This window comes from Rhizobium sp. SVR5-9E (assembly GCF_056755095.1).
The window spans coordinates 1-19,423 of record NZ_JBNDHS010000078.1; the positions used below are offsets into that span (position 1 = coordinate 1).

The following is a 19,423-nucleotide window of genomic DNA, read 5'->3' on the forward strand; positions in this document are numbered from 1 at the left end:
GATGGGGCACGCGAAGGACCGGACGGCGGAAGGAGGCTTCACCACCGCAGGAAAAGGAATTTTAGACTATCCTCACTACCTGTCATGCCTCAAGGCGGTGGGCTTCAACCGCTCCCTTGTGACCCATGGTTTGAAGGCGGACGAGGCGCCGGACGTCGCAACCTTCCTGAAGGCCGCATTGACCGACGCCGGGCTGGAGACGCGGTGATGTCGACCTCCGGTGCCAAGTTCACCCCCCCCAACGATGGACCCACTCTCAACGTCGACGATGCAGGGGGCAATGGGCTACCGGTAATTTTCCAGCATGGCCTTTGTGGCGATGCGCGGCAGACCACGGAGGCTTTCCCTGTCGATCCGCGCTTTCGTCGCATCACGCTCGAAAGCCGGGGGCAGGGCGCGTCGGAACCAGGTGACCTGGAGCACCTCTCGATCTCGACCTTCGCTACCGACACGGCGGAGCTCATCGAACGGAACGGATTCGCGCCCGTCGTCGTCGGTGGCATATCGATGGGAGCCGCGATCGCCCTTCGGCTCGCTGTCAGGCGACCCGATCTCGTGCGTGGCCTGATCATAGCTCGACCGGCGTGGGTGACGGATGCGGCGCCGGCAAACATGAGGCCCAACTCCGAGGTGGGAGCGCTGCTGGCAGAGCATCCCGGCGACGTCGCCCAGCGGATGTTCGTGGACACTGCGACGGCCGCCGCGTTGGGCCGGGACGCCCCCGACAATCTGGCCTCCCTGACCGCGTTCTTCTCACGGCATCCCAGGAACGTGACCGCGGCGCTGCTGACTTCGATTGCCGGCGACGGCCCTGGCGTTTCCGAGGCGGAGGTTCGTTCGCTCCGAATTCCGACGCTTGTGATAGGGCACGAGCGCGACAGCATCCATCCGATCGCTCATGCACGGGCGATCGCCGAAATGATCCCCAACTCCAGTTTCGTCGAGATCACGCCCAAGGTCGTCGATCGCGCTCGTTACGTTTCCGACTTCCATTCGGCCCTGAGCAATTTTCTGAAGGCCTGCCTATGATGACGAGCGTATCCAAGGACTGGATCAACGAGCTTGCCAAGGATCGACTGATCGCCGAATTTTCCGTGTGGTCCGCCGATCTCGTACGTTTCGCGGACGAGATGGCACGCATCGAGCCACACGCGGACGTGCTGCACATCGACGGCGCCGCGAACAATCCTCGAACAATCAAGCGGTCGGCGATTGTGGTCAACACCGCCCGTGGCCGCCGTCCTATTTATCCAGACTGCTCTCAAGGGGCGTCGTTTCGAAAGATGTTCGACTGCGACGTCCTCGAGGGCAGGGCATTGGTGGTGTATTGCTTTACAAAAGAAGGAAAATACAGGACGCACTTTTTCCCGTCGACCGGTATAACGGTATCCTCGGATGTCGATCCCTGCTTTTCGTCGGCCCTTGTTTGCAGAGCATCTAACAACTCCCGCATATTAGTAAGTTTGCACCTGAGATGGCAAATCCGTTGACAAAGCTAACTTGTTAATATTTCTTTCTTTTTGAAAGAATTGTTATCCGAGCCTGGGAGGGGTTGGATGGATAGGCTCGTTAGTCTCGAGAATATCGTTATGCAATTCGGCGCGATCCGTGCGCTCGACGGCATCTCGATAGAGATCAACCGAGGCGAAGTTCTCGGGCTCATGGGCGATAATGGCGCGGGAAAGTCTACCCTCGTAAAAACGATCGCCGGCAACTTTCAGCCTACATCTGGTCGCTACACCTTGGAGGGAAGCGAGGTCCATTTATCCGGTCCGGCTGATGCCCGCCGGCACGGCATCGAGGTCGTTTATCAGGATCTGGCGCTCTGCAACAACCTGACGGCTGCGGCCAATGTCTTCCTGGGACGCGAGGTGCAACGCCGTCTTGGCCCATTCAAGGTACTCGACCACCGGACGATGAACCGCAGAGCCAATGAGCTCTTCCAGGTACTGAAGTCCGAAACTCGCCCGGCAGATCTAGTTGACCGCATGTCCGGAGGGCAACGCCAGGCTGTCGCGATCGCTCGTACGAGACTTGCAAAATCGAAGATTGTTCTTATGGACGAACCTACGGCGGCCATCAGTGTCCGCCAGGTTGCGGAAGTTCTCTCACTGATCCGGCGTATGAAGGATCAAGGTCTCTCGGTCATTCTGATCAGCCACCGCATGCCTGACGTATTCGAAGTATGCGACCGCGTTGTCGTGATGAGGCGAGGGCGGAAGGTCGCTGACAAGCTGATTGCACAGACAAATCCCGAGGAAGTCACCGGCCTGATCACCGGTGCAATCCATGCAGCTTGATAAAGCCCCGGAGCATTCAAATGTCCCTGCCAAACGCCCCCGACATGAATGTTGATCTTTTAAAGGCAAACAATCGGTCCATTCTGCATCGAATGCTGATGACACAGGAAATGTGGATCGCGATTGCTATCTTCCTTCTTGGCCTGGGGGTTTCAATGATTTCGGCCAAGTTCGCGACACCATCTAATCTTCTGAATGTGCTGCAAAACGCATGCTTCATCGGCATAATGGCACTCGGAATGACTCCTGTCCTGATCAGTGGTGGGATCGACATTTCGGTTGGTTCGATCCTCGGACTTTGCGGGGTCACTCTCGGCATCCTTCTTCATGCAGGTCTGCCACTCGGCGTCGGAATCGCCGGAACGCTTCTTCTCGGCGTGCTTTTCGGCGTCGTAAACGGATCCATCATCACTTTCGTGAAGCTTCCGCCCTTCATCGTCACCCTCGCTACGTTGTCGATGGGGCGAAGCTTGGCGCTCGTCGTCACCAACAACGAGGTGTTCTACGAGTTTGGCGCGTCGACAGATGCTATCCTTGCGCTCGGGGGAGGCTACACGTTCGGACTGCCGAATGTCGTCTATGCTCTCGTCGTCGGCGTGATCGTGCTGCACTTCCTGCTGACCATGACGAAATGGGGACGATATATCTTCGCGATCGGTGGCAACGAAAGCGCGGCCCGCCTCGCCGGCATCCCGGTTGATCTGATCAAGATCTCCGCCTACGCGTTCAGCGGTCTGATGGCCGCGGTCAGCGCGATCTTCCTGGTGGGCTGGCTCGGCGCGGTCACCAATGCGATCGGAACCGGATACGAACTCCAGGTGATCGCCTCGACCGTCATTGGCGGCGCGTCACTCGCCGGAGGGTTCGGCACCGCTCTTGGCGCAAGCATCGGCGCCGTGCTGGTGGAGGTGATCCGGAACTCCTTGCTCATCGCCGGCGTCAATCCCTTCTGGCAAGGAATGTTCGTGGGCGGTTTCATCCTCGCGGCAGTCATTCTTGAAAGAATCCGGTCCTTGCGCCGCTAGGACGGAAATTAGGAACAGCGAACCACGGAGGAGACCAAAATGTCGCTGTCTGAAACGCTGAAATACGCCGTATCGGTCGCGTGCGTCGCAACCTGCTTGGGAGCAACTGGCGCAAGTGCAGCAGAGCGCGAATTTGCGCTCGTCTTCAAGGTTCTCAACAATGCCTTCAGTCCGCCGATCGACGCCGGTTGCCAGGCAGCCGCCAAGGAACTCGGCGACGTCAAGTGCACGTACATCGGACCGACGGAATACGACGAAGCGAAGCAGGTTCAACTCGCGCAGGACATGATTACGCGGGGCGTCGACGGGCTTGGAATCTCCGCGGGCAATCCGAAAGCGATGGCTAGAATCCTCAAGATGGCGAACGACAAGGGCATCCCGGTCGTGACCTTCGATACGGACGTCCTCCCCGAGGACGCCAAGCTTCGCGCCACCTACATCGGCACCGACAACTATCAGTTCGGCGTCGAACTCGCAAAGAAGGTTCTCGATAACAAGAAGAGCGGCGGAACGGTGTGCATCCAGTCCGGCGCGCCGGCCTCTGAAAACCTCAAGGGCCGCGTCCAAGGCATCCGCGACACCCTGGCGGGCTCTTCAAAGGACAAGCCGATCGAAAGGCTTTCTGGCCAAAATGGTTGGACGGAACCGACGGGATGCCCAGTCTACAACAACGACGATATCGCGCTCGCCGCCCAGCAGGTTCGTGACGTCATGACCAACAATCCCGACCTGAGCGCCTTCGTCGCGGTGGGTGGATGGGCTCAGTATGCGCCTCAGGCCTACAAACAGGCCATGGAGCCGCTCAAGGAGCGGCTCGACAAGAAGGACCTTGTCGTTGTCTTCGGAGACAATTTCGGTCCGCAGCTTCCGCTGCTGGCTGCAGGTCTGAGCCACTACAACATCGGCCAGCGGCCCTACGACATGGGCTATCAGACGATCAAGGCATTGGACGATCTGACAAAAGGCAAGAAGATCGAGCCCTATATTCAGACCGGCACCGAGATCTGCACCCCCGAAGACGCCATGACGACATGTGGAAAGGTCGGAAAATAGTCGTCCCTAATCCGACCATCAGGCCGGCGCTTCCGCAAGCGCCGGTTCTACCCGAACCTGGCATGGACGTGAAATGACGCAGCCCTTCAAGATTTTCATCATGCCTCACCCGAGACGGGTTTCCGACGTTTTCAGCAACGAGGCTCTGGAAGGCCTCCGGTCCCTCGGCACGCTCGTCATACACGAGCGGGATGGACTGACGGATGACGACTTCGCCCTCCTGGCCATGGATGCGGATGTCATGATGGGTACGTTCGACATGCCGGTCGAACGGCTGTCGCGATGCGAGAGGCTCAGGGCGTTCATTAACAGCGAAGGCAACTTCCTTCCAAACATCGACTACGATTTCTGCTTCCGAAACGGCATCCGGGTGATGTCGGCAAGCCATGTGTTCGCCGAACCGGTGGCCGAGATCGGTCTGGCAATGGCGATCGACCTTGGTCGCGGCATAACGCGCTCGGATCGCTTGATGCGAAGCGGACAAGAAAGCTACGGGTTCGACGCGAACAGGCAGGCTCGACGTCTGTTCAGAGCCCCCGTCGGCCTCGTCGGATTCGGTGACCTAGCACGGGCCTTGCTCCCGCTTCTCAAGCCATTCGACGTCAAGATCAAAGCGTATGATCCCTGGGTCCCCGAGACCGTCATCAGGAAAACCGGATGCCAGCCGGCGTCGCTCGATGACCTGCTGGCGACCAGTGCCTTTGTTTTTGTTCTGGCGGGAGTCACCTCCGAGAACCAGCATTTTCTAAACCGAGAAAAGTTCGCGCTGATGAAGGCAGGGTCGATCCTTCTGCTTCTCAGCCGAGCAGCGGTCGTCGATTTCCCAGCGATGCTGGGGGCAGCCCGCAGCGGCCATATCCGAGTGGCGACGGACGTCTTCCCGGTGGAGCCTGTACCGCCGGGCGACGTCGTGCGCAGCGTCGACGGCATGATCCTGTCACCGCATCAGGCAGGCGCGCTCGAGGATGTCTTGAAGGAAATGGGCACCGCCATCGTCGCGGACATAGAGTTGATCGCAATGGGGCTGCCGCCTATCGTCTGCAAGATCGCACAGCCCGAGACGGCCTCGCGCGCACGCAGCATGTCGGTTTCGAAGAGCTGACCGCTCTCCGAACTACGGCAGCAACTCGTGCTCCGAGATCTCGACACGGGGGATGTCGAACGCGTTATGATGGGCAATGGTCGCCGCACCGCGCGTTCCGGGTTCAGGGAGGCTTGGCCAGCGGGGCAGCCTGGCTCTCTGGGTTCATCCTTCTTCTTGGACGGATTGAAGCCGGCGTACTCCTATATTTCTGGAACGCCGAATGCGAAAGATTGTGCGACAAACGAAAGCTACGCTCTCGTGGACAACTCACGGTTCTGAATGAGCGCAATCTAGACAAAGGGGCGGCGACCCCTGCAGGTGCGGGAGTTCCTACTACTCGAATATGACTAGCGAGCACGAGAACATGCAGGATTTCCATCTGTTGGCATTCGACATTGGCGGCACGAATGTAAGGGCGGTCGTAGTCAACGACGCTGGCGAGATCCTTTGGCGCGCGGTGGTTCCCGCAAGCAGCTTCGCCGAAGCCGACCCCGTCGAATTCATGGCCGATATCTTAGTCGAGGAGAATAGAACTCTCGATGGCGGCATCGACGGCGTCGTCGTTGGCATTCCGGGAATACTGGATCGAGCGCGCCGAAGCGTCCTGAAGGCGCCGCTCGTGCCATCGCTGGAGATCGAAGGCTTCGCGGACAAGCTGGAGGCACGGTGTGGCGTTCCGGTGATCCTGGATCACGATGCAACGCTGCAGACACGAGGCGAAGCCTTGAAGGGCGCCGCCCAGGGCAGGGAACTGGTGCTAGGAGTGTATTTTGGTACGGGGGTAGGTGCCTCGTTCCTAGACTCCGGCAGCCTGATGGGGGGGCCTTACCGCATGCAGCTTGGCCACGTGCCGCTGAGAGGAGAGGGGCGCTCGGGTGTGGGCGGCGGGATCGACTGCGTCGAAGCCTACGCATCAGGACTCGTGCTCCAATCCTTGGCGTCGAAGTACAACCAGCCAATTGCAGGAATCTTCAAGTCTGGCGACGCCGAACTGAAGCGCGAGCTACGCACTTTCGTGGCCGACCAAGCTTTGACAATGGCGATGGCCATCACCCTAACGGATCCGGAGGTGGTGGTCGTAGGCGGCGGGGTGGTCGAAATGGCCGGCTATCCGTTCGACGATCTCGTTAGCCAGTTGAACGAAAAGTTGTCGCCGGTGATCCGATCGCCGTCGCGGGCCATATCTCGTGCACAACTTGGGCCATCGGGCGCGACCTGGGGTGCGATTAGCCTTTTCCGCGCTCGGTGATAGTCGCCGGGTTCAGTCCCTCGGAGCGCGAAGGGCGGAACTCTACCAACGGCAAGACCTTCCCCATCCCCGCCAGAAGCGTCCGGATTTTCGCGGTCAGGAAACGCTCTCCCGGAGAATTCGTTGATGGCCTTCGCAGTCGCTCACAGCGAGCGGGATTGACAAGGACAGTATCCATGGTGGCGAACGTCGTCAACGCCAGGTTAGTGGCCGCTTCGGCAGCCGGCGCCTTCTGCAGGTCGGATCGGGCGGCGCGGCTGCCTGCGGAGTCGTCCTGATTGTCACAGGTGTCACCGGATGGGGCGGGTTGGCACGGCTGGCTGGAACGGACTGATCGTCGCCAACTCGATCGGGGCGGTGCACTGCAAGACTTTCCGAAACGGGTAGGGTCCGTGTCCGCACTTGTGGGAGCGCTGCACTACGGATGCGGTATCCTCGGCTCGGCCGCGGTCAGCGCATTCGCCGACGGCACCCCGCTGCCGCTGGCCGGTATAGTGGCCATTGCTGGGATCGGTGGTTTCAAGAGTCTCGCACGGCTGCCGCGCGCCAAGCGTTGACCGTCACTGGACTGACTGCTTGAACTTGGGCAATCCTACTGCATCGATATCGGGAGTTCATGAATGAGGCGCGAGGAACTGGTCGATCTCAATTCGTTCATGACGGTGGCGGAGGAGCAGAACTTCACTCGAGCGGACTGCGAGGCTAGGCACCTCGCAGTCCGCGCTCAGCCACGCGATCCGTCGTCTCGAGGCACGGCTAGACGTCCGTCTCCTTACGCGGACGACGCGAAACGTCGCACCGACGGAGGCGGGCGAGCGGCTGCTCGCCACGCTGCGGCCGGCATTGGACAGCGTAGGAAGCGAGCTGGCTTCGCTAACCGAACTAAGGGAGCGTCCGGCGGGAAATATCCGGTATTAGGTAGTAAGTGCCACCAGCCCCTCGGGACGTCGAGGAGTGGCCGGAATGCGCCCTCAAGTCGGACACTGAGCAGAGCACTGTGGTATCCCAGAAGCGGACATGCACAGATGTCGCCGAACTGCGGGTTTGCGCCATGAGTTGTCATCAGCAGACTGGCGGGCGCACTGTACCCCATGCCCCTCTTGCCGCGGTTTGCGTAGCCTAGGCATTTTTGAAGACGATCGTCGAGTCGCGACAGACCCCGACACCTCCCTCGGAGCGTGCGGTGGGCCGGAGACGACGATGGTATCATCAGTACCCCCTTATTTCCTTCAGTGCATCCTTGGCGTAGCTACCGACAGAACTCTCGCTCTCCATCACCACTAGCGCGGGAATCGCAGCCTTGGCCGCGGGCCCGATCTTTCTCAGCGACTGCACGGCCTCCTCACGGACCCCGACGTCTTCGAGCAGCATAATCAGGGCTGGCACGGCTTCTGCGGCCGCCGGTCCAAACCAACCCAAACGCTTTGCGGCGTTTCGCCGGTTAGCAGGATCGCCCCTGTTCAGCTGAGCTGTGAGGCTCGAAACGGTCACGTCCAGCGGCATTGCAGCAGCACGGACACCGTCGAGCAAACGCTCCCGCACCCCTTTGTATTCAGGTGCCCATCGAATGGGGAACTTATAGTCGCGTGCGAGGCCCTCGAGAGTGGCCTGGTCTGTTCCCGGCCGCCACATCAGAAGCCTGCGCCTTGCCTCGTCCCGGCGACCGAGGCCAACAAGTACGGATGCGAACGGCGGCATAAGTGCGGTTGCGTTCGGGTTCTTCTTGGCCCCCTTGTCGAAAACCTCAGCCGCCTGCTCCAGATCGTTTGCGGCAAATAGCGCAACGCCATGGGCAAGAACATAATGGCTTGGGAAGTTCGGATTGAGGCGAAGCGCTTTCTCGACATAATCCAGAGCCTCGCTTGGCTTACCTGAAGCCGTGAGGGCCCAAGCCATGGCGATTTGCGCTTCAGGATCGTTAGGATCGAGTTCGATCGCCCGGGCGGCTTCGCGGCGTGCATCTTCACCAAAACGCAGACGGTCCAGCGCTTGGGCCGTGTATCCGAGAGCCGTCGGGTATCTGATGGCTTTGTCCAGTTGCTGCTGACCTCGCCACACGACCTCCTTCGGAGGTGCTCCAAATCGCTGGTTCCAAACGTATTCATCGTCTCTGAAGAGAGCCTCTCCGTACCAGTCGTAGTCTTCGACCCTGAAGTAGACCAAAGCGAGCGTGGCGTAGGCGCGTCCGTACTCGGGATCGAGTTTAATTGCTCTTTTGAGCGGCGCGACAGCCGCTGCGTTGTCGTTGGCGTTGAAACGAAGATAGAGGCTCCAACCCTCGTCGAATGCCTCTTTCGCACGCAGGCTGTCCGTCCTGCCGCGGGCGATCTCCATTCTCTCATTTCCGGTCAGATTGACTTCCAGCGCCTCGACAATCTTGGTTACGAATGCGTCCTGAACACCGAAAACGTCGGCAACGTTGCCGTCAAAACGATCGGCCCACACATGGCCTCCGGTGAGCGCGTCAACCAGCTGGGCATTGACGCGGAGCCGGTCTCCCGCACGCTGATAGCTGCCCTCAAGAACATATCGCACACCCAGTTCTTCGGCGACCTGACTGGCCGTCACTGGCTTGCCCTGATATGCGAATGTCGAGTTTCGGGCGACGACGAAGAGACCGGAAATCTTCGACAGGTCGGTGATCAAGCTGTCTGTCATACCGTCGGCAAAATGTTGCTCCGCCGCTTCGCCGGACATGTTGGTGAATGGCATGACCGCAATGGACGGCTTGTCCGGCAATGGGAATTCCATCCGCGTCCTTGAGGCCAACTCGACATGTGGTGCACGGGAACTGCTCCAGAAAACCACGCTTCCGACTGCCAGCACCAGAGCTGCTGCGGCCGAGAGCCAGAGCCATGAGCGATAGGGCTTGCCCCGTGTCCATGCGGCCTCCGTTCGGGGATGATCGCCAAGGCGAATTCGATAGAGGCGAACGGGCTTTTCAATGTTCTTGACCTGCTGCTCACCCACGAAATCGAACGCGTAGTCCAGCTTTCTCTCGACGTGATCGTACGCCGTTCCCGAAATCAGAACGCCTCCCGGATCAGCCAATCCTTCGAGTCTTGCCGCGACATTCACGCCGTCGCCATAGATATCCTGTCCTTCGACGATAATGTCACCAAGATTGACACCGATGCGAAACTCGAGCCGTTTGTCAGCGGGTAGCTCCTCATTGCACTCGGCCATCGCTTGCTGGATTTCGACGGCGCACCTGACAGCGTCAACCACGCTGGGAAACTCGATAAGCGCGCCATCGCCCATGAGCTTGACCACCCGGCCATTGTGAGCGGAAATCTTCGGGTCGATGATGTTCTCGCGGGTGCTTCCAAGCCGCGCCAGGGTATCGGCCTCATCGATCTCCATGAGGCGGCTGTAACCGGCGAGGTCAGCGGCCAGTATCGCCGCAAGCTTCCGTTGCATGAGATGCTCCGGTGTAGAACGGCGTCTGTTGCAATTATAGGATAGTTAAGGTTCACATCCCAGTCTGCTGTTGGTTTGACAGTCGTCATTTGCTCTAGCCAGGTGGATGACAAAGTGAACGCGTCAACGATGCGACGATGGCGCGAACTAGACCTGGCGGGAGGGGCGACCGAGCTTCGCCTTTTCACCGATTGCAGACGGTCGACTAGCCGGAACGAACGGCCGGTTCGGGGCCGATTTCAGACCTTGGCATCGGGCGGCCATGTGTCCGCTTGTCGTGTTGCATTTCCTAGCAGCGGACGGTCGGCTGTCGGCCCCAAAAGTGGAAATTATTTCCGCTTTGCCCCCTCCAAGTCGCCAGCAGAGATCAGCTTTGAAACTTCCCGAAAGCAGACATTTCCGGCGATGACGCTGGAGGTCGCAGTTGCGCCAACTCATGACATTTGTGCTGGGTGCGGCGAAGGTCGCGATCGGCCCCACTGCAGATCTGACTAGTGAATACTCCATCGCCAGAAAGGCGGTGGCTTCGGGGTACGGCTTAAAGCCGGATGGGTCCGCCCGTGGGGGGGACGGGGCGCGAACTCACTTCACGTCAAAGCCGTCGTCTGGCTCGGGCGGAACCTGGTTCTTGATGTATTCGGCCCACATCTCGTTCGGTGGCATTGCCGCTGCTCACCACCCAATAGCCCCTACACCGGACGCGCCGCGATCCCAGCCGCCTAAGGCGTGGGGTTTCCCGAGCCCCTATCGGGGACTCTAAAGTAGCTTTACCATACTTCGTCCAACCCTTGATCCCCCGCGACCAGTCCCGAGCTTCCGCGGATTCCTGACGCGTGAAATCGACATGTGTGGTAAAATGCACCGAGCGCTTCGCCCAGGGAGGCCGCATGGGAAAGCAAACTTCGCGACTATTCGCTGAATAACGCGGCGCATGCTGGCATCCGATGCTTCAAGCTCGCCGACATAACGGATTTCTCCGGTCCGACCAGCTTCAGCAATCGAGATCGCATTCTTCAGCTTGGCAACATCGATTCCGACAAAAGCTTCTCTATATCTGCCACGGCTCGTCCTCCTGTGGTGAGGATCGGCTCGGCCTATCCGAGCAACCCTCGAAAGACCAGTGTAGGGCGAGCCACCTCAGCCAAAGAAGAAGGACATACGGACTTACTTATAGCCGGCTTGAATGACAGGATTATCATCACGATTCCCAAAGGGCGTTACGTTCCGGCGTTCGCGACTTGCGCGCGGCAGATGGACAGCGATCCGTTGCCAGTCCTTGGTCGCACCCGGCGCGTACATTATTCGATCGCAGCGGGCGCGGCCGCTATCTTTGCCGCGACGCCTTTGGCCATCCCTTTGGTGCACCAAGCCAACTATCCCGCAATAGCGTTGCCAATCCTGGCGGAAAGCCGCCCGAGCGTCATGGTGGAACGCTTCAAGATCTTCAGTCCAGATTACCGGTCCGAAGCGCTCTCTCAGGGCATCCCCGATGCGATCATCGAAAAGCTCGTCAGCTCCAAGGACATCGTCGTCTTTGTCGACACATTTCCCGGTACGAAGGAGGACATTTCGCCCAAGATTGAACGATCGATGGCAGCGGCTGACTAGCGATAGTGGCAAAACCCTCAATGACCGCGCGCCGCCAGGATGAGGTGGGTGCCATCGCTGGCGTTTAACAGCAAGACTGCCGCGCGGCCACTCCGATAACCGACCGGCCCAGCCAGCGTTCCAGTCCGCTACCGTACGGAGAAAAAAGATCGAATGATTGGGGCTCCAGCGGCGGCCTCCATGCATGGGAGTAGCGGGATATCGATCTTCCGGGCAGGCTCCAATGGTTCAACCAGTCAGGAGATCTGCCATGTTGGGGTGGGCGGCTCCCAACGGCATCGCGATGTGCCAGAGTGAGTTCGTTGAAAGCTCAATCGAGGGAGACCGTCCATGGAACAGATTATCCGAATTGGCATGGATACGTCAAAGAACGTTTTCCAATTGCATGGCGTGAATGCGGTCGAGCAACCAATCCTGCGCAAGAAGTTCTCGCGTAAGGAGATGGCGATATTCTTCGAGAAAACGGCGCCTACCACCATCGCACTCGAAGCGTGCGGCGGCACTCATCATTGGGCGAGGTTATTAGGTTCCTTGGGGCACGAAGTGAAGTTGATCGCGCCTCAGTTAGCGAAGCCCTATGTAAAACGCTGCAAGAACGACGCGGCGGACGCCGAGGCATTGTGTGAGGCGATGGGCCGACCCACCATGCGGTTCGTGCCGGTGAAGACCGCGGACCAGCAGGCGGCGTTGATGCTGGTCGGTTTGCGAGAGAGACTCATTCGCAATCGAACGCAGCTCGCCAATGGCCTCACCTTCGCTCGTCCGTGAGGCATGGCGAAGGCTACCGTGGCGGTGGCTCGACGCCTGGCAATCATCGTGCATCGGATGCGGGTCGACAACACCATCCGACCCGATCATGAAGCGGTCGCGCGCCGACTTGGAAGAGAAGCCAGACCCCTGGCGGGCACCCATCATCATCCGGGACGCCAAAGCCGTTACTCATCAACCATCACAACGACCAACGCCCCGCCTCGTAGGCGGAGAGGATATCCTTTGCTTGACAGACCAGCCCCAAAGGAGAAGCCCCGCCGTTTCAAACGGGGCGAGTTGGAGAGTGCGAGTATGCTGCTATAATGCAGCGGTGTCGCCGCGGTTCCACAATCGCACGAGCAGAGGACGAGGGGCCCGCCCCTACGGGAAGCGAGCCCCCGGCCGCACTTGGTTCGCCTAGAAGGCAATGCGGCATCGAATCTGTCCTGAGTCCATGCACGACCGACTCCAGTAGTCAGATTGCCCAATAAATCTTCACGGCAAGACTTAGTCTGACCACCCCTTTAGGTGAAGGCGTCGAACAGCGCCGCCAAACAGCGCCTCGGAATGAGGCGCCTTCAAAGAGCGGTTGCAACCCGCTGCACCTGGATGATGCGTCTGGTACATGCTTCTTTGACGGCCGCCCGGTATACTGTAGCGCGCTGGAGAAGATGACCACAGGTCCTACGCGAGGTAGATACGACCAGGGCTCGTCCAAACGTGTCAGAAATGGCGAGCCCTTTCGCATACCACGGCGTTGGTTGGAGAGCGGCTGCCGCGGCTAGGTGCTGTGCTTGGCGGCTACAGCGCTTTAAAATAAAGCTCCGGCGGGAAAATAAAGCTCCGGCGGGCCTGCGCGTCAATCATCAATTAGGATTAGGATCGAAGGGCCCGCTCCTACGGAAAAGCGAGCCCTTGCCGCGCCTCTGAGCCCCCCATTCAGCGCGGGATAGACCACGTGGCACCCGGATTGGGGTATCATCCGGTTGAACAGGAGGAACTGCTACGCAGCCCAAGCGTGTCAAACAAGGCTAGCCAGGAAGGTTCCAAAAAAATGGCCCGCCGAAGCGGACCAAGTCGGGAAATGGTGGCCGCGCGGCACCAGGACGAAGTGTCGGTCATCCCTGGCGCCTGAGGAAAGGTAGACTACCGCCGCGCGGCCACCTGTTTAACCAATTGACTCTATCTGAGTTCCGGTCCGCTAGCGTACGAAAAAAGATTTAGCTGGCTGGTGGAGAGTGCGGGGTCAGGTTGCCAGCATTGCCGCCTGGTTGCCTGGCGGGGTGACGCCGCGCAATCCGGCGAATCAATGCCGGAACGAACACTGCGTTTCAGGTTGCTAGCGTACGATCAAAAGAGAAGCCCCGCCGAAGCGGGGCAGTGAGACGAAGAAAGGACCGCGCGACTTTCCAGTAAGGGCAAGGGAGGGTCATCAACGAACCACGCCACGCGTTCCCGATACCAAACGATCCGTGTGGCGCTATGTTCCAATCCGTAGCGTAGGCATGGAAGGTGTTGTGCGCTTTCGTACGTTGGGCCGCCCCGTTTGCCATAGGAGGCCCAAGGGCATACACTGAGTTATCGGTCTCAATGATCACGGGTGCGGACCGCTTGGGAGATAATCTGCTCTTGCCCATAAGGGAGGAGCAACGATGCCCGACCGGAACAGCACGTCGAATACCCTTATCGCAGCGATGGATGAAGAAACGGCCTGGGCCGTTCTGGACGCATCCGAGCGTGTCGATCTCAACCTCCATCAGCAATTGCAGGTCGCCAATAGTCCGATTGATTACGTCTATTTCCCAGAATCAGGCGTAACCTCGCTGGTTGCCCGCGCGCCCGGCGGCTTGGAGATCGAAACCGGACTTGTCGGAAAGGAAGGAATGGTCGGAATGACCGTGCTCTCGGGGATCGACCAGTCGCCGCACGAAGCCTTCATCCAGGTTGCGTCAACTGCTCGGCGCGTGCCAGCCGCCCAGATGCAGTCCCTGATCGCGGCGAGGCCGGCGCTTCAGCATCTCCTCGTCCGGTATCTACAGACCGTGCATCTGCAGATCGCCGGCACGGCGCTTGCCAATGGCAGGTCGACGATCGTTCAGCGGCTGGCGCGCTGGCTGCTGATGTGTCAGGACCGGGTCGGAAGTCCGAAATTGCCGCTGACCCACGAGTTTTTGTCGTTGATGCTGGGCGCTCGCAGGGCCGGGGTCACAACCGCGCTGCACATCCTCGAAGGTGAGGGCCTGATCCGTGCTACGCGAGGCCTCTGCACCATCAAAGACCGAGCCGGCCTTAAAGCGCGTGCTGGCGGAATTTACGGCGGACCTGAAGCGGAATACCGGCGTTTGATCGGCGTCAGTGGGCAGGATGATTCTGCAATCAGGCCTGACAGCGCGGCGGACCTTGGTTAGCAAACGGCAAGATCGGTTCGGCCTAGCTTCAATCTGGTAAGGTGAGCCTGAAGGGAAAGACGAAGACGATGTCCCCGTTTTCATCAACGACTTCGAAGCGCTTTTCGTCGAGTTGGTGACCCTGAACGACTAGCTCCGCGACTATTTCGCGGGCAGCTTGGAGCGCCTCTTCCTGGACGGCGCCGATGTTCGGCAAATCGACACCTTCGAGGTCCTCGACTATCTGATCGCCTTCCCGAATATGAAAGTAATACCTCGGCATTGACGGACGAACTCCGCTATCCGATGCGCCAACAGTTGAAGCGTTGCATTGTTCCCGTCCGGGGTCATGCGGTTATTCAGAAAGCGTTGCACAGCGCCGCCAAGCTACAGATGACGCCGGCAATCGCACCCAGCATGGCCAGACCCATCACTGGCCAGATCACAGGCCCGCGCGGCCCTCCCTGATCTTCGGGCATCATTGGCCGCACCAGTCGTTTCTATGCCCCGGCCGCCACCCTGACGTCAGTTCGGAACTGCCCTGGAAACGATCTTCCCGGATAACAGTTTTTATGGGCACCGGAGGACGAATATGGCCAAGAACAACATCCCGAAAATGCTCGGCGGCTACAAAATTCCGCGATCTGTCCGTAAGTCGCCTATGATCAAGGCTTTGCTTGCGAGCGATATCGGTCGCAACGTTCTTGCGAACGCCATTACTGCCGGGGCCGCCGCTGCGGCTGCCGTGCTCATTGGCGACCGCGAGGAAATCGCGGATGCGGCAACGACTGGAACTCGCAAAGGCGCGCGCGCTATGGGGATCGCCGGCGAGGCCATTGCTCGTGCGACTGAGGCGGCAGTATCATCTGTCAAAGATAGCGCGCGTGATGCTTTGCCAAAGAAGATGCGGCCAAAACAGAAGAAGCGCAAGGAAGCGAAGGACCGCCCTCTCCAAGCCGGCGCGGCTCATTAGTACCCTTGATATCCGCGGCGCCGGCCGAACAACTCCAGTCAATTCCGATCCCCAAGGAAGGCGCTTGGATCGAGAGGATGATTAGCCGCAATGGGCAAGGCAGCCGGCAGATTGGTGCGCAGACACCCGTTTGTCGCCGCCGAGGTTCTGGCCTCCGGAGCAAGGGAAGGTGGAAAGGTTACATTCAGGGAGTTGCGTAATCTTCTGCAACGAAGGCGTGCTCGAGCTATGCATTCTGGCATTCGACGGATGCCGATCGCAAGCGTAACGGATAGCTTTTCGCTTAGCGCGGTTTATGGAATCGAGAGTTTGAGCGCCGCGATCAATCGCACCAGTTATTCCTATGCCCCCGGCCGCCACTCTCGAGCAAAGCCTTCCCACAACAGCGTCTTGCCGATTTCTTCACCATTCGCTCGGTAGATCTTCACCAGCGGCCGGCCCCACTCACTGCACCGGATGCCGTTCGCGTCCTCATGGTCGCAGTAGGGAACCGTAAAGTTAACATTCCAACGCCAAGAACGTGCGACCTTATCTGCGATCAGACGGCTTGACGGCGAGCGATTTCGTGCCAGGTTTGCATGGCGGCACCTCGAAGTTCTCGATGGTGTGCTGAAGTAATATCGTGTCGGGGAATGTGGAAAAGGTTGGTGATTGGATCGTGGATTGAGACGAAACGCTGAAGCTGCCGCGGTGACTTGAAGCGCTTCATGATCCTCTCTCGCCGTGGGATAGGCTGATGGGAGTTTTGGGCTCCCTTGTTCAAGCCTTTGTGGGATCGATGTTCGATTGCCTGGCATTATTTCGCGGAAAATGGTCACCCCCGTCGCTTTACGAGCCTGATGTGTGGACCGGCATGGCGTCATGCCAATGTCTTCCGGGCATTGAGGTGGAGCCGAGCGAAAACCCGTCGAGCCTCGGAGCGAGAGTATTCGCGCTGCATTAGTACGCCGGATATCTCTTCATGAGCGACACGCCACAGAAGAACCGCCGCGGCAAACGGGAATCTTTGAACGCGCTCTGGAATTGCTGGAGACCGATCCAGCTGACGACTTGGCATTACGGCACTTGCGCAAGACCTCATAGAACAGCAGCCCCGCAAAAGCGAAAACTCTCAACAGGTCAAGGAGTGTTTCGATACGTCGTCCGGACGAGAACATTAGCGACACCTAATTGGCAAGGTTTAGGATCGCGTGGCGTGGTTCGCTGATGACCCTTCCTCGCCCTTACTGGAAAGTCGCGCGATCCCTTCGTCGTCAAACTGCCCCGCTTTGGTGGGGCTTCTTTTTGATCGTACGGTATCGAACTGGAACGCTGCCTTCGCGCTGATCGTTATTGGTGTGGCCGCGCGGCAGCCGTCCTGTTAAAGGCCAGCGATGACCGACACTTCGTCTTGGCACCGCGCGGTCACCATTCCCCGTTACCCGCTGTCCGGTTTGGCGTCCGTTACTCTTGAGTTAGGCCTTTTGCTTGTGCCTGTGCTCGGTGAAACGAGTTGCTTAAAGTACATACCCTTGACGGCAAAGAAACATTTGTCAAAATACTTCTGGAATTCGGCTAGGCTGGACAACTGGGCCGGGTTCTACGCTGGGGGTTCGGCGGAATCCTTCTAGGCGGCTAGGTCTTTCCTAGGGACGAGCCCTTCTTGTTCTTGCCTAATCCCAATTGATTATTGACGAGCAGGCTCGCCAGCGCTTTAGTTTTAGATGCTGAAGCCACCAAAGCACAGCGCCGTGACGGCCACGTTACCCAATATCCGAGGTCATCATTAGACCCAGGGGCTCGCCCATCCGCGACCCTTTGGACGAGCCCCTTGGTCGTGTCGCCTTCTGAGCCGCTGTCGGCGCTGTTCGCATTTTTCCTATTAAGGCTTGCCATGGGAAGACCATCTGGCAATGTGCATTCGGAATTGGTCTGCTGCTTTGAACCGAGTCCACGCCGCTGCAGGGTCTCAGGAGAATTTGAGGGTGCGGCCGGGTCGCTCTCTGGTGGGCGGGCCTTGCTGGCCTCTAATCCTCATTGATTATTGACGAACGGACGCAGCCGGCGTTTTAGTTTTGAAAGCTGGAGCCTCCTAAGCACAGCATGCGACGCTACGGCAGTCGTCCCGGTACCCCAACAGCTTGTGCCCTGGTATGTGACCAGGGATTGCCATCCGCAGCATAGACGATCCCTGGTCCTCCGGTCACCTCGCGATCCGATATAGGGAGGGCCATGAGAGACCCGGGAAACCTTTCGAAGGATCCGGGCGGGCCAGCTTGGCTCTTATGGCTACTGCTGACTTCCGGCGCGGTCGGAATGGTCCTGAGCATCGTTATCGACCTTGCGAGCCTTTTCGGCCTATTCGACTGAACGTCAGCCAATCTTGAGGGAACATCCGGCGCTCCGCGGCGTTGTGGGCCACGTACTCCACTTCTCCATTTCGCCCCGGCCCACTCCGGGGCATTTTTTTGTGGTCTGTTTGTCCCTAGAAGGCCGCTGACGCTCGATGCCGTCGTGAGTTCTTTTTGCCGAGGTTTCCGGAATACTAGTACGCCTTTTTAGCTAATTTCTCTTCGCCGCAGCCTTTGGCATATCAAGAGTGCTGCAGGGGTTTTGGAGAAGGCACCATGCGGCCCGACACGACAGGGATCGCTTTCCAACCAAAGCGATCCCTGTCGCCCGTCGGCTATCGCCGCACGATCGGCGTTCTCCAAAGGATCTTGTTCGTTCGCTCCTGCGCGCCATCGAGCTTGCTGCTCAACACCTCCACCGGGGTCGCGACCTTATTGATGCTCTCTATCGCCGTATCCAGCTTGCCGCCGAACGATTGCACTACACGATCGACGCGTGCGTTTGTCGCCTCAAGGCCTTTCTTGTTTTCTGCGGTCGCCTCTCGCGCCCTCGTCGGCTTGGCGCCCAGATCTTCGAGAAGCTGCCAACCCGATACCGCCCGACGTCCACGGGGGAGGAGGTTCTCGAACTCGCCGAAGATATGGAGACGACGTCGCACAAGCTGGAGACCCGGATCTTCGGCCGCGATCAGGGGTGAGGGGACTTCTGAGGGTGACACTGGCTCCGACTCTGGCGACGCGGCTGCTCATGCCTGATCTCGCGGAGTTCGCGCGCCAGCATCCTGAGATCGAGATGGATGTCCTATCGTCCAGAGGTGGCTCGGTTTGTCTGAAAAGTTCCGGACGTTTCGCTAAGTGGATTTCCGCCTCGATTATGCCTTGAAAGCCGGGCTATGGTTCCGGCGCGGTCGTCTCGCGATGGTATCTCCTGTTCCTGGCATCTAAGCCGAAGTCAGGCAGATATTCCACTTATCCCGGCTGTACCAATTTCCCGAGCCACCTCTTCCGGCGAACTCGCAAACCTCACGAACCGCGAGGCCGACGTCGCCATCCGGGTGGTGTACGACCGCAAGACCCTCCCGCTCAACCTTCATGCGCTCAAAGCGCCCGATGTGCACGGCGGCGTCTACATGTCGCGCGATCTGTTGGCATCGTGGACGAACGATCTTTCCACATCGGTCCGCTGGATCGTCATAAGCGCCCACGGAGTGCCTGCCTGGGCGACGAATTCGCAACCCTGTCCG

The 19,423-nt window shown here is 59.1% G+C and carries 12 protein-coding genes and 8 pseudogenes; 16 read left to right on the forward strand and 4 right to left on the reverse strand.

Annotated elements, in window-relative coordinates; translation table 11 throughout:
• The 10 genes and pseudogenes from ACPYOJ_RS26170 to ACPYOJ_RS26215 form a co-directional block, all read left to right on the forward strand.
• Window positions 1–208, forward strand: a pseudogene (locus ACPYOJ_RS26170) (sugar phosphate isomerase/epimerase family protein); the annotation flags it as partial.
• Window positions 208–1,029, forward strand: a complete 822-nt coding sequence (locus tag ACPYOJ_RS26175) for an alpha/beta fold hydrolase (protein ID WP_481418854.1) — start codon at window positions 208–210, stop codon at window positions 1,027–1,029. The pseudogene ACPYOJ_RS26170 and the gene ACPYOJ_RS26175, both read left to right, overlap by 1 nt.
• Window positions 1,029–1,178, forward strand: a pseudogene (locus ACPYOJ_RS26180) (ribulose-phosphate 3-epimerase); the annotation flags it as partial. The gene ACPYOJ_RS26175 and the pseudogene ACPYOJ_RS26180, both read left to right, overlap by 1 nt.
• 378 nt (window positions 1,179–1,556) lie before the next feature.
• Window positions 1,557–2,300, forward strand: a complete 744-nt coding sequence (locus ACPYOJ_RS26185; protein WP_481418855.1) for an ATP-binding cassette domain-containing protein — start codon at window positions 1,557–1,559, stop codon at window positions 2,298–2,300.
• A 44-nt stretch (window positions 2,301–2,344) separates the two neighbouring features.
• Window positions 2,345–3,325 carry an ABC transporter permease gene (locus ACPYOJ_RS26190; protein WP_481418874.1) on the forward strand — a complete coding sequence of 327 codons (981 nt, stop codon included), beginning with the start codon at window positions 2,345–2,347 and terminating at the stop codon, window positions 3,323–3,325.
• A 39-nt stretch (window positions 3,326–3,364) separates the two neighbouring features.
• Window positions 3,365–4,378 carry a sugar-binding protein gene (locus ACPYOJ_RS26195; RefSeq protein WP_481418856.1) on the forward strand — a complete coding sequence of 338 codons (1,014 nt, stop codon included), beginning with the start codon at window positions 3,365–3,367 and terminating at the stop codon, window positions 4,376–4,378.
• 73 nt (window positions 4,379–4,451) lie between these two features.
• Complete coding sequence (locus ACPYOJ_RS26200; RefSeq protein WP_481418857.1) at window positions 4,452–5,480, forward strand: hydroxyacid dehydrogenase; 1,029 nt, start codon at window positions 4,452–4,454, stop codon at window positions 5,478–5,480.
• A 364-nt stretch (window positions 5,481–5,844) separates the two neighbouring features.
• Entirely contained in the window at window positions 5,845–6,711 is an 867-nt protein-coding gene (locus ACPYOJ_RS26205; protein ID WP_481418858.1) for an ROK family protein, read from the forward strand.
• Window positions 6,712–7,103: 392 nt separating this feature from the next.
• Window positions 7,104–7,268 (forward strand): hypothetical protein, encoded by a 165-nt coding sequence (locus ACPYOJ_RS26210; RefSeq protein WP_481418859.1) that lies wholly within the window; start codon window positions 7,104–7,106, stop codon window positions 7,266–7,268.
• Window positions 7,269–7,331: 63 nt separating this feature from the next.
• Window positions 7,332–7,623, forward strand: a pseudogene (locus ACPYOJ_RS26215) (LysR family transcriptional regulator); the annotation flags it as partial.
• 297 nt (window positions 7,624–7,920) lie between these two features.
• On the opposite strand, the gene ACPYOJ_RS26220 reads toward ACPYOJ_RS26215, so the two are convergent.
• Window positions 7,921–10,131 (reverse strand): tetratricopeptide repeat protein, encoded by a 2,211-nt coding sequence (locus tag ACPYOJ_RS26220; protein ID WP_481418860.1) that lies wholly within the window; start codon window positions 10,129–10,131, stop codon window positions 7,921–7,923.
• 897 nt (window positions 10,132–11,028) lie between these two features.
• Window positions 11,029–11,229 (reverse strand): annotated as a pseudogene (locus ACPYOJ_RS26225) (hypothetical protein); the annotation flags it as partial.
• Between ACPYOJ_RS26225 and ACPYOJ_RS26230 the strand changes: the two are divergent.
• The 3 genes and pseudogenes from ACPYOJ_RS26230 (at window position 11,206) to ACPYOJ_RS26240 (ending at window position 14,897) form a co-directional block, all read left to right on the forward strand.
• Entirely contained in the window at window positions 11,206–11,739 is a 534-nt protein-coding gene (locus ACPYOJ_RS26230; protein ID WP_481418861.1) for a hypothetical protein, read from the forward strand. The pseudogene ACPYOJ_RS26225 and the gene ACPYOJ_RS26230 overlap by 24 nt on opposite strands.
• 330 nt (window positions 11,740–12,069) lie before the next feature.
• Window positions 12,070–12,489 (forward strand): annotated as a pseudogene (locus ACPYOJ_RS26235) (IS110 family transposase); the annotation flags it as partial.
• A 1,652-nt stretch (window positions 12,490–14,141) separates the two neighbouring features.
• Window positions 14,142–14,897 carry a Crp/Fnr family transcriptional regulator gene (locus ACPYOJ_RS26240; RefSeq protein ID WP_481418862.1) on the forward strand — a complete coding sequence of 252 codons (756 nt, stop codon included), beginning with the start codon at window positions 14,142–14,144 and terminating at the stop codon, window positions 14,895–14,897.
• A gap of 28 nt (window positions 14,898–14,925) precedes the next feature.
• Here ACPYOJ_RS26240 and ACPYOJ_RS26245 read toward each other — a convergent pair whose 3' ends face one another.
• Window positions 14,926–15,159, reverse strand: coding sequence for a DUF6894 family protein (locus ACPYOJ_RS26245; protein WP_481418863.1), 234 nt, complete (start codon window positions 15,157–15,159; stop codon window positions 14,926–14,928).
• 309 nt (window positions 15,160–15,468) lie between these two features.
• Here ACPYOJ_RS26245 and ACPYOJ_RS26250 point away from each other — a divergent pair, with 309 nt between their 5' ends.
• The gene (locus ACPYOJ_RS26250) at window positions 15,469–15,849 is read left to right on the forward strand and encodes a hypothetical protein (protein ID WP_481418864.1); all 381 of its coding nucleotides are present in this window, start codon (window positions 15,469–15,471) and stop codon (window positions 15,847–15,849) included.
• A gap of 538 nt (window positions 15,850–16,387) precedes the next feature.
• On the opposite strand, the pseudogene ACPYOJ_RS26255 reads toward ACPYOJ_RS26250, so the two are convergent.
• Window positions 16,388–16,636: pseudogene (locus ACPYOJ_RS26255) on the reverse strand (IS6 family transposase); the annotation flags it as partial.
• A gap of 2,112 nt (window positions 16,637–18,748) precedes the next feature.
• Here ACPYOJ_RS26255 and ACPYOJ_RS26260 point away from each other — a divergent pair.
• Window positions 18,749–18,990 (forward strand): annotated as a pseudogene (locus ACPYOJ_RS26260) (LysR family transcriptional regulator); the annotation flags it as partial.
• Window positions 18,991–19,180: 190 nt separating this feature from the next.
• Window positions 19,181–19,414 (forward strand): annotated as a pseudogene (locus tag ACPYOJ_RS26265) (LysR family transcriptional regulator); the annotation flags it as partial.
• Between the last annotated feature and the right edge of the window lie 9 nt (window positions 19,415–19,423).

What these genes read in the sequence shown, in the direction of transcription:
- ACPYOJ_RS26175 (WP_481418854.1), top strand. Translation starts at nt 208, where the DNA reads ATGTCGACCTCCGGTGCCAAGTTCACCCCCCCCAACGATGGACCCACT.
- ACPYOJ_RS26185 (WP_481418855.1), top strand. Translation starts at nt 1,557, where the DNA reads ATGGATAGGCTCGTTAGTCTCGAGAATATCGTTATGCAATTCGGCGCG.
- ACPYOJ_RS26190 (WP_481418874.1), top strand. Translation starts at nt 2,345, where the DNA reads ATGAATGTTGATCTTTTAAAGGCAAACAATCGGTCCATTCTGCATCGA.
- ACPYOJ_RS26195 (WP_481418856.1), top strand. Translation starts at nt 3,365, where the DNA reads ATGTCGCTGTCTGAAACGCTGAAATACGCCGTATCGGTCGCGTGCGTC.
- ACPYOJ_RS26200 (WP_481418857.1), top strand. Translation starts at nt 4,452, where the DNA reads ATGACGCAGCCCTTCAAGATTTTCATCATGCCTCACCCGAGACGGGTT.
- ACPYOJ_RS26220 (WP_481418860.1), bottom strand. Translation starts at nt 10,131, where the DNA reads ATGCAACGGAAGCTTGCGGCGATACTGGCCGCTGACCTCGCCGGTTAC.
- ACPYOJ_RS26240 (WP_481418862.1), top strand. Translation starts at nt 14,142, where the DNA reads ATGCCCGACCGGAACAGCACGTCGAATACCCTTATCGCAGCGATGGAT.
- ACPYOJ_RS26245 (WP_481418863.1), bottom strand. Translation starts at nt 15,159, where the DNA reads ATGCCGAGGTATTACTTTCATATTCGGGAAGGCGATCAGATAGTCGAG.
- ACPYOJ_RS26250 (WP_481418864.1), top strand. Translation starts at nt 15,469, where the DNA reads ATGGCCAAGAACAACATCCCGAAAATGCTCGGCGGCTACAAAATTCCG.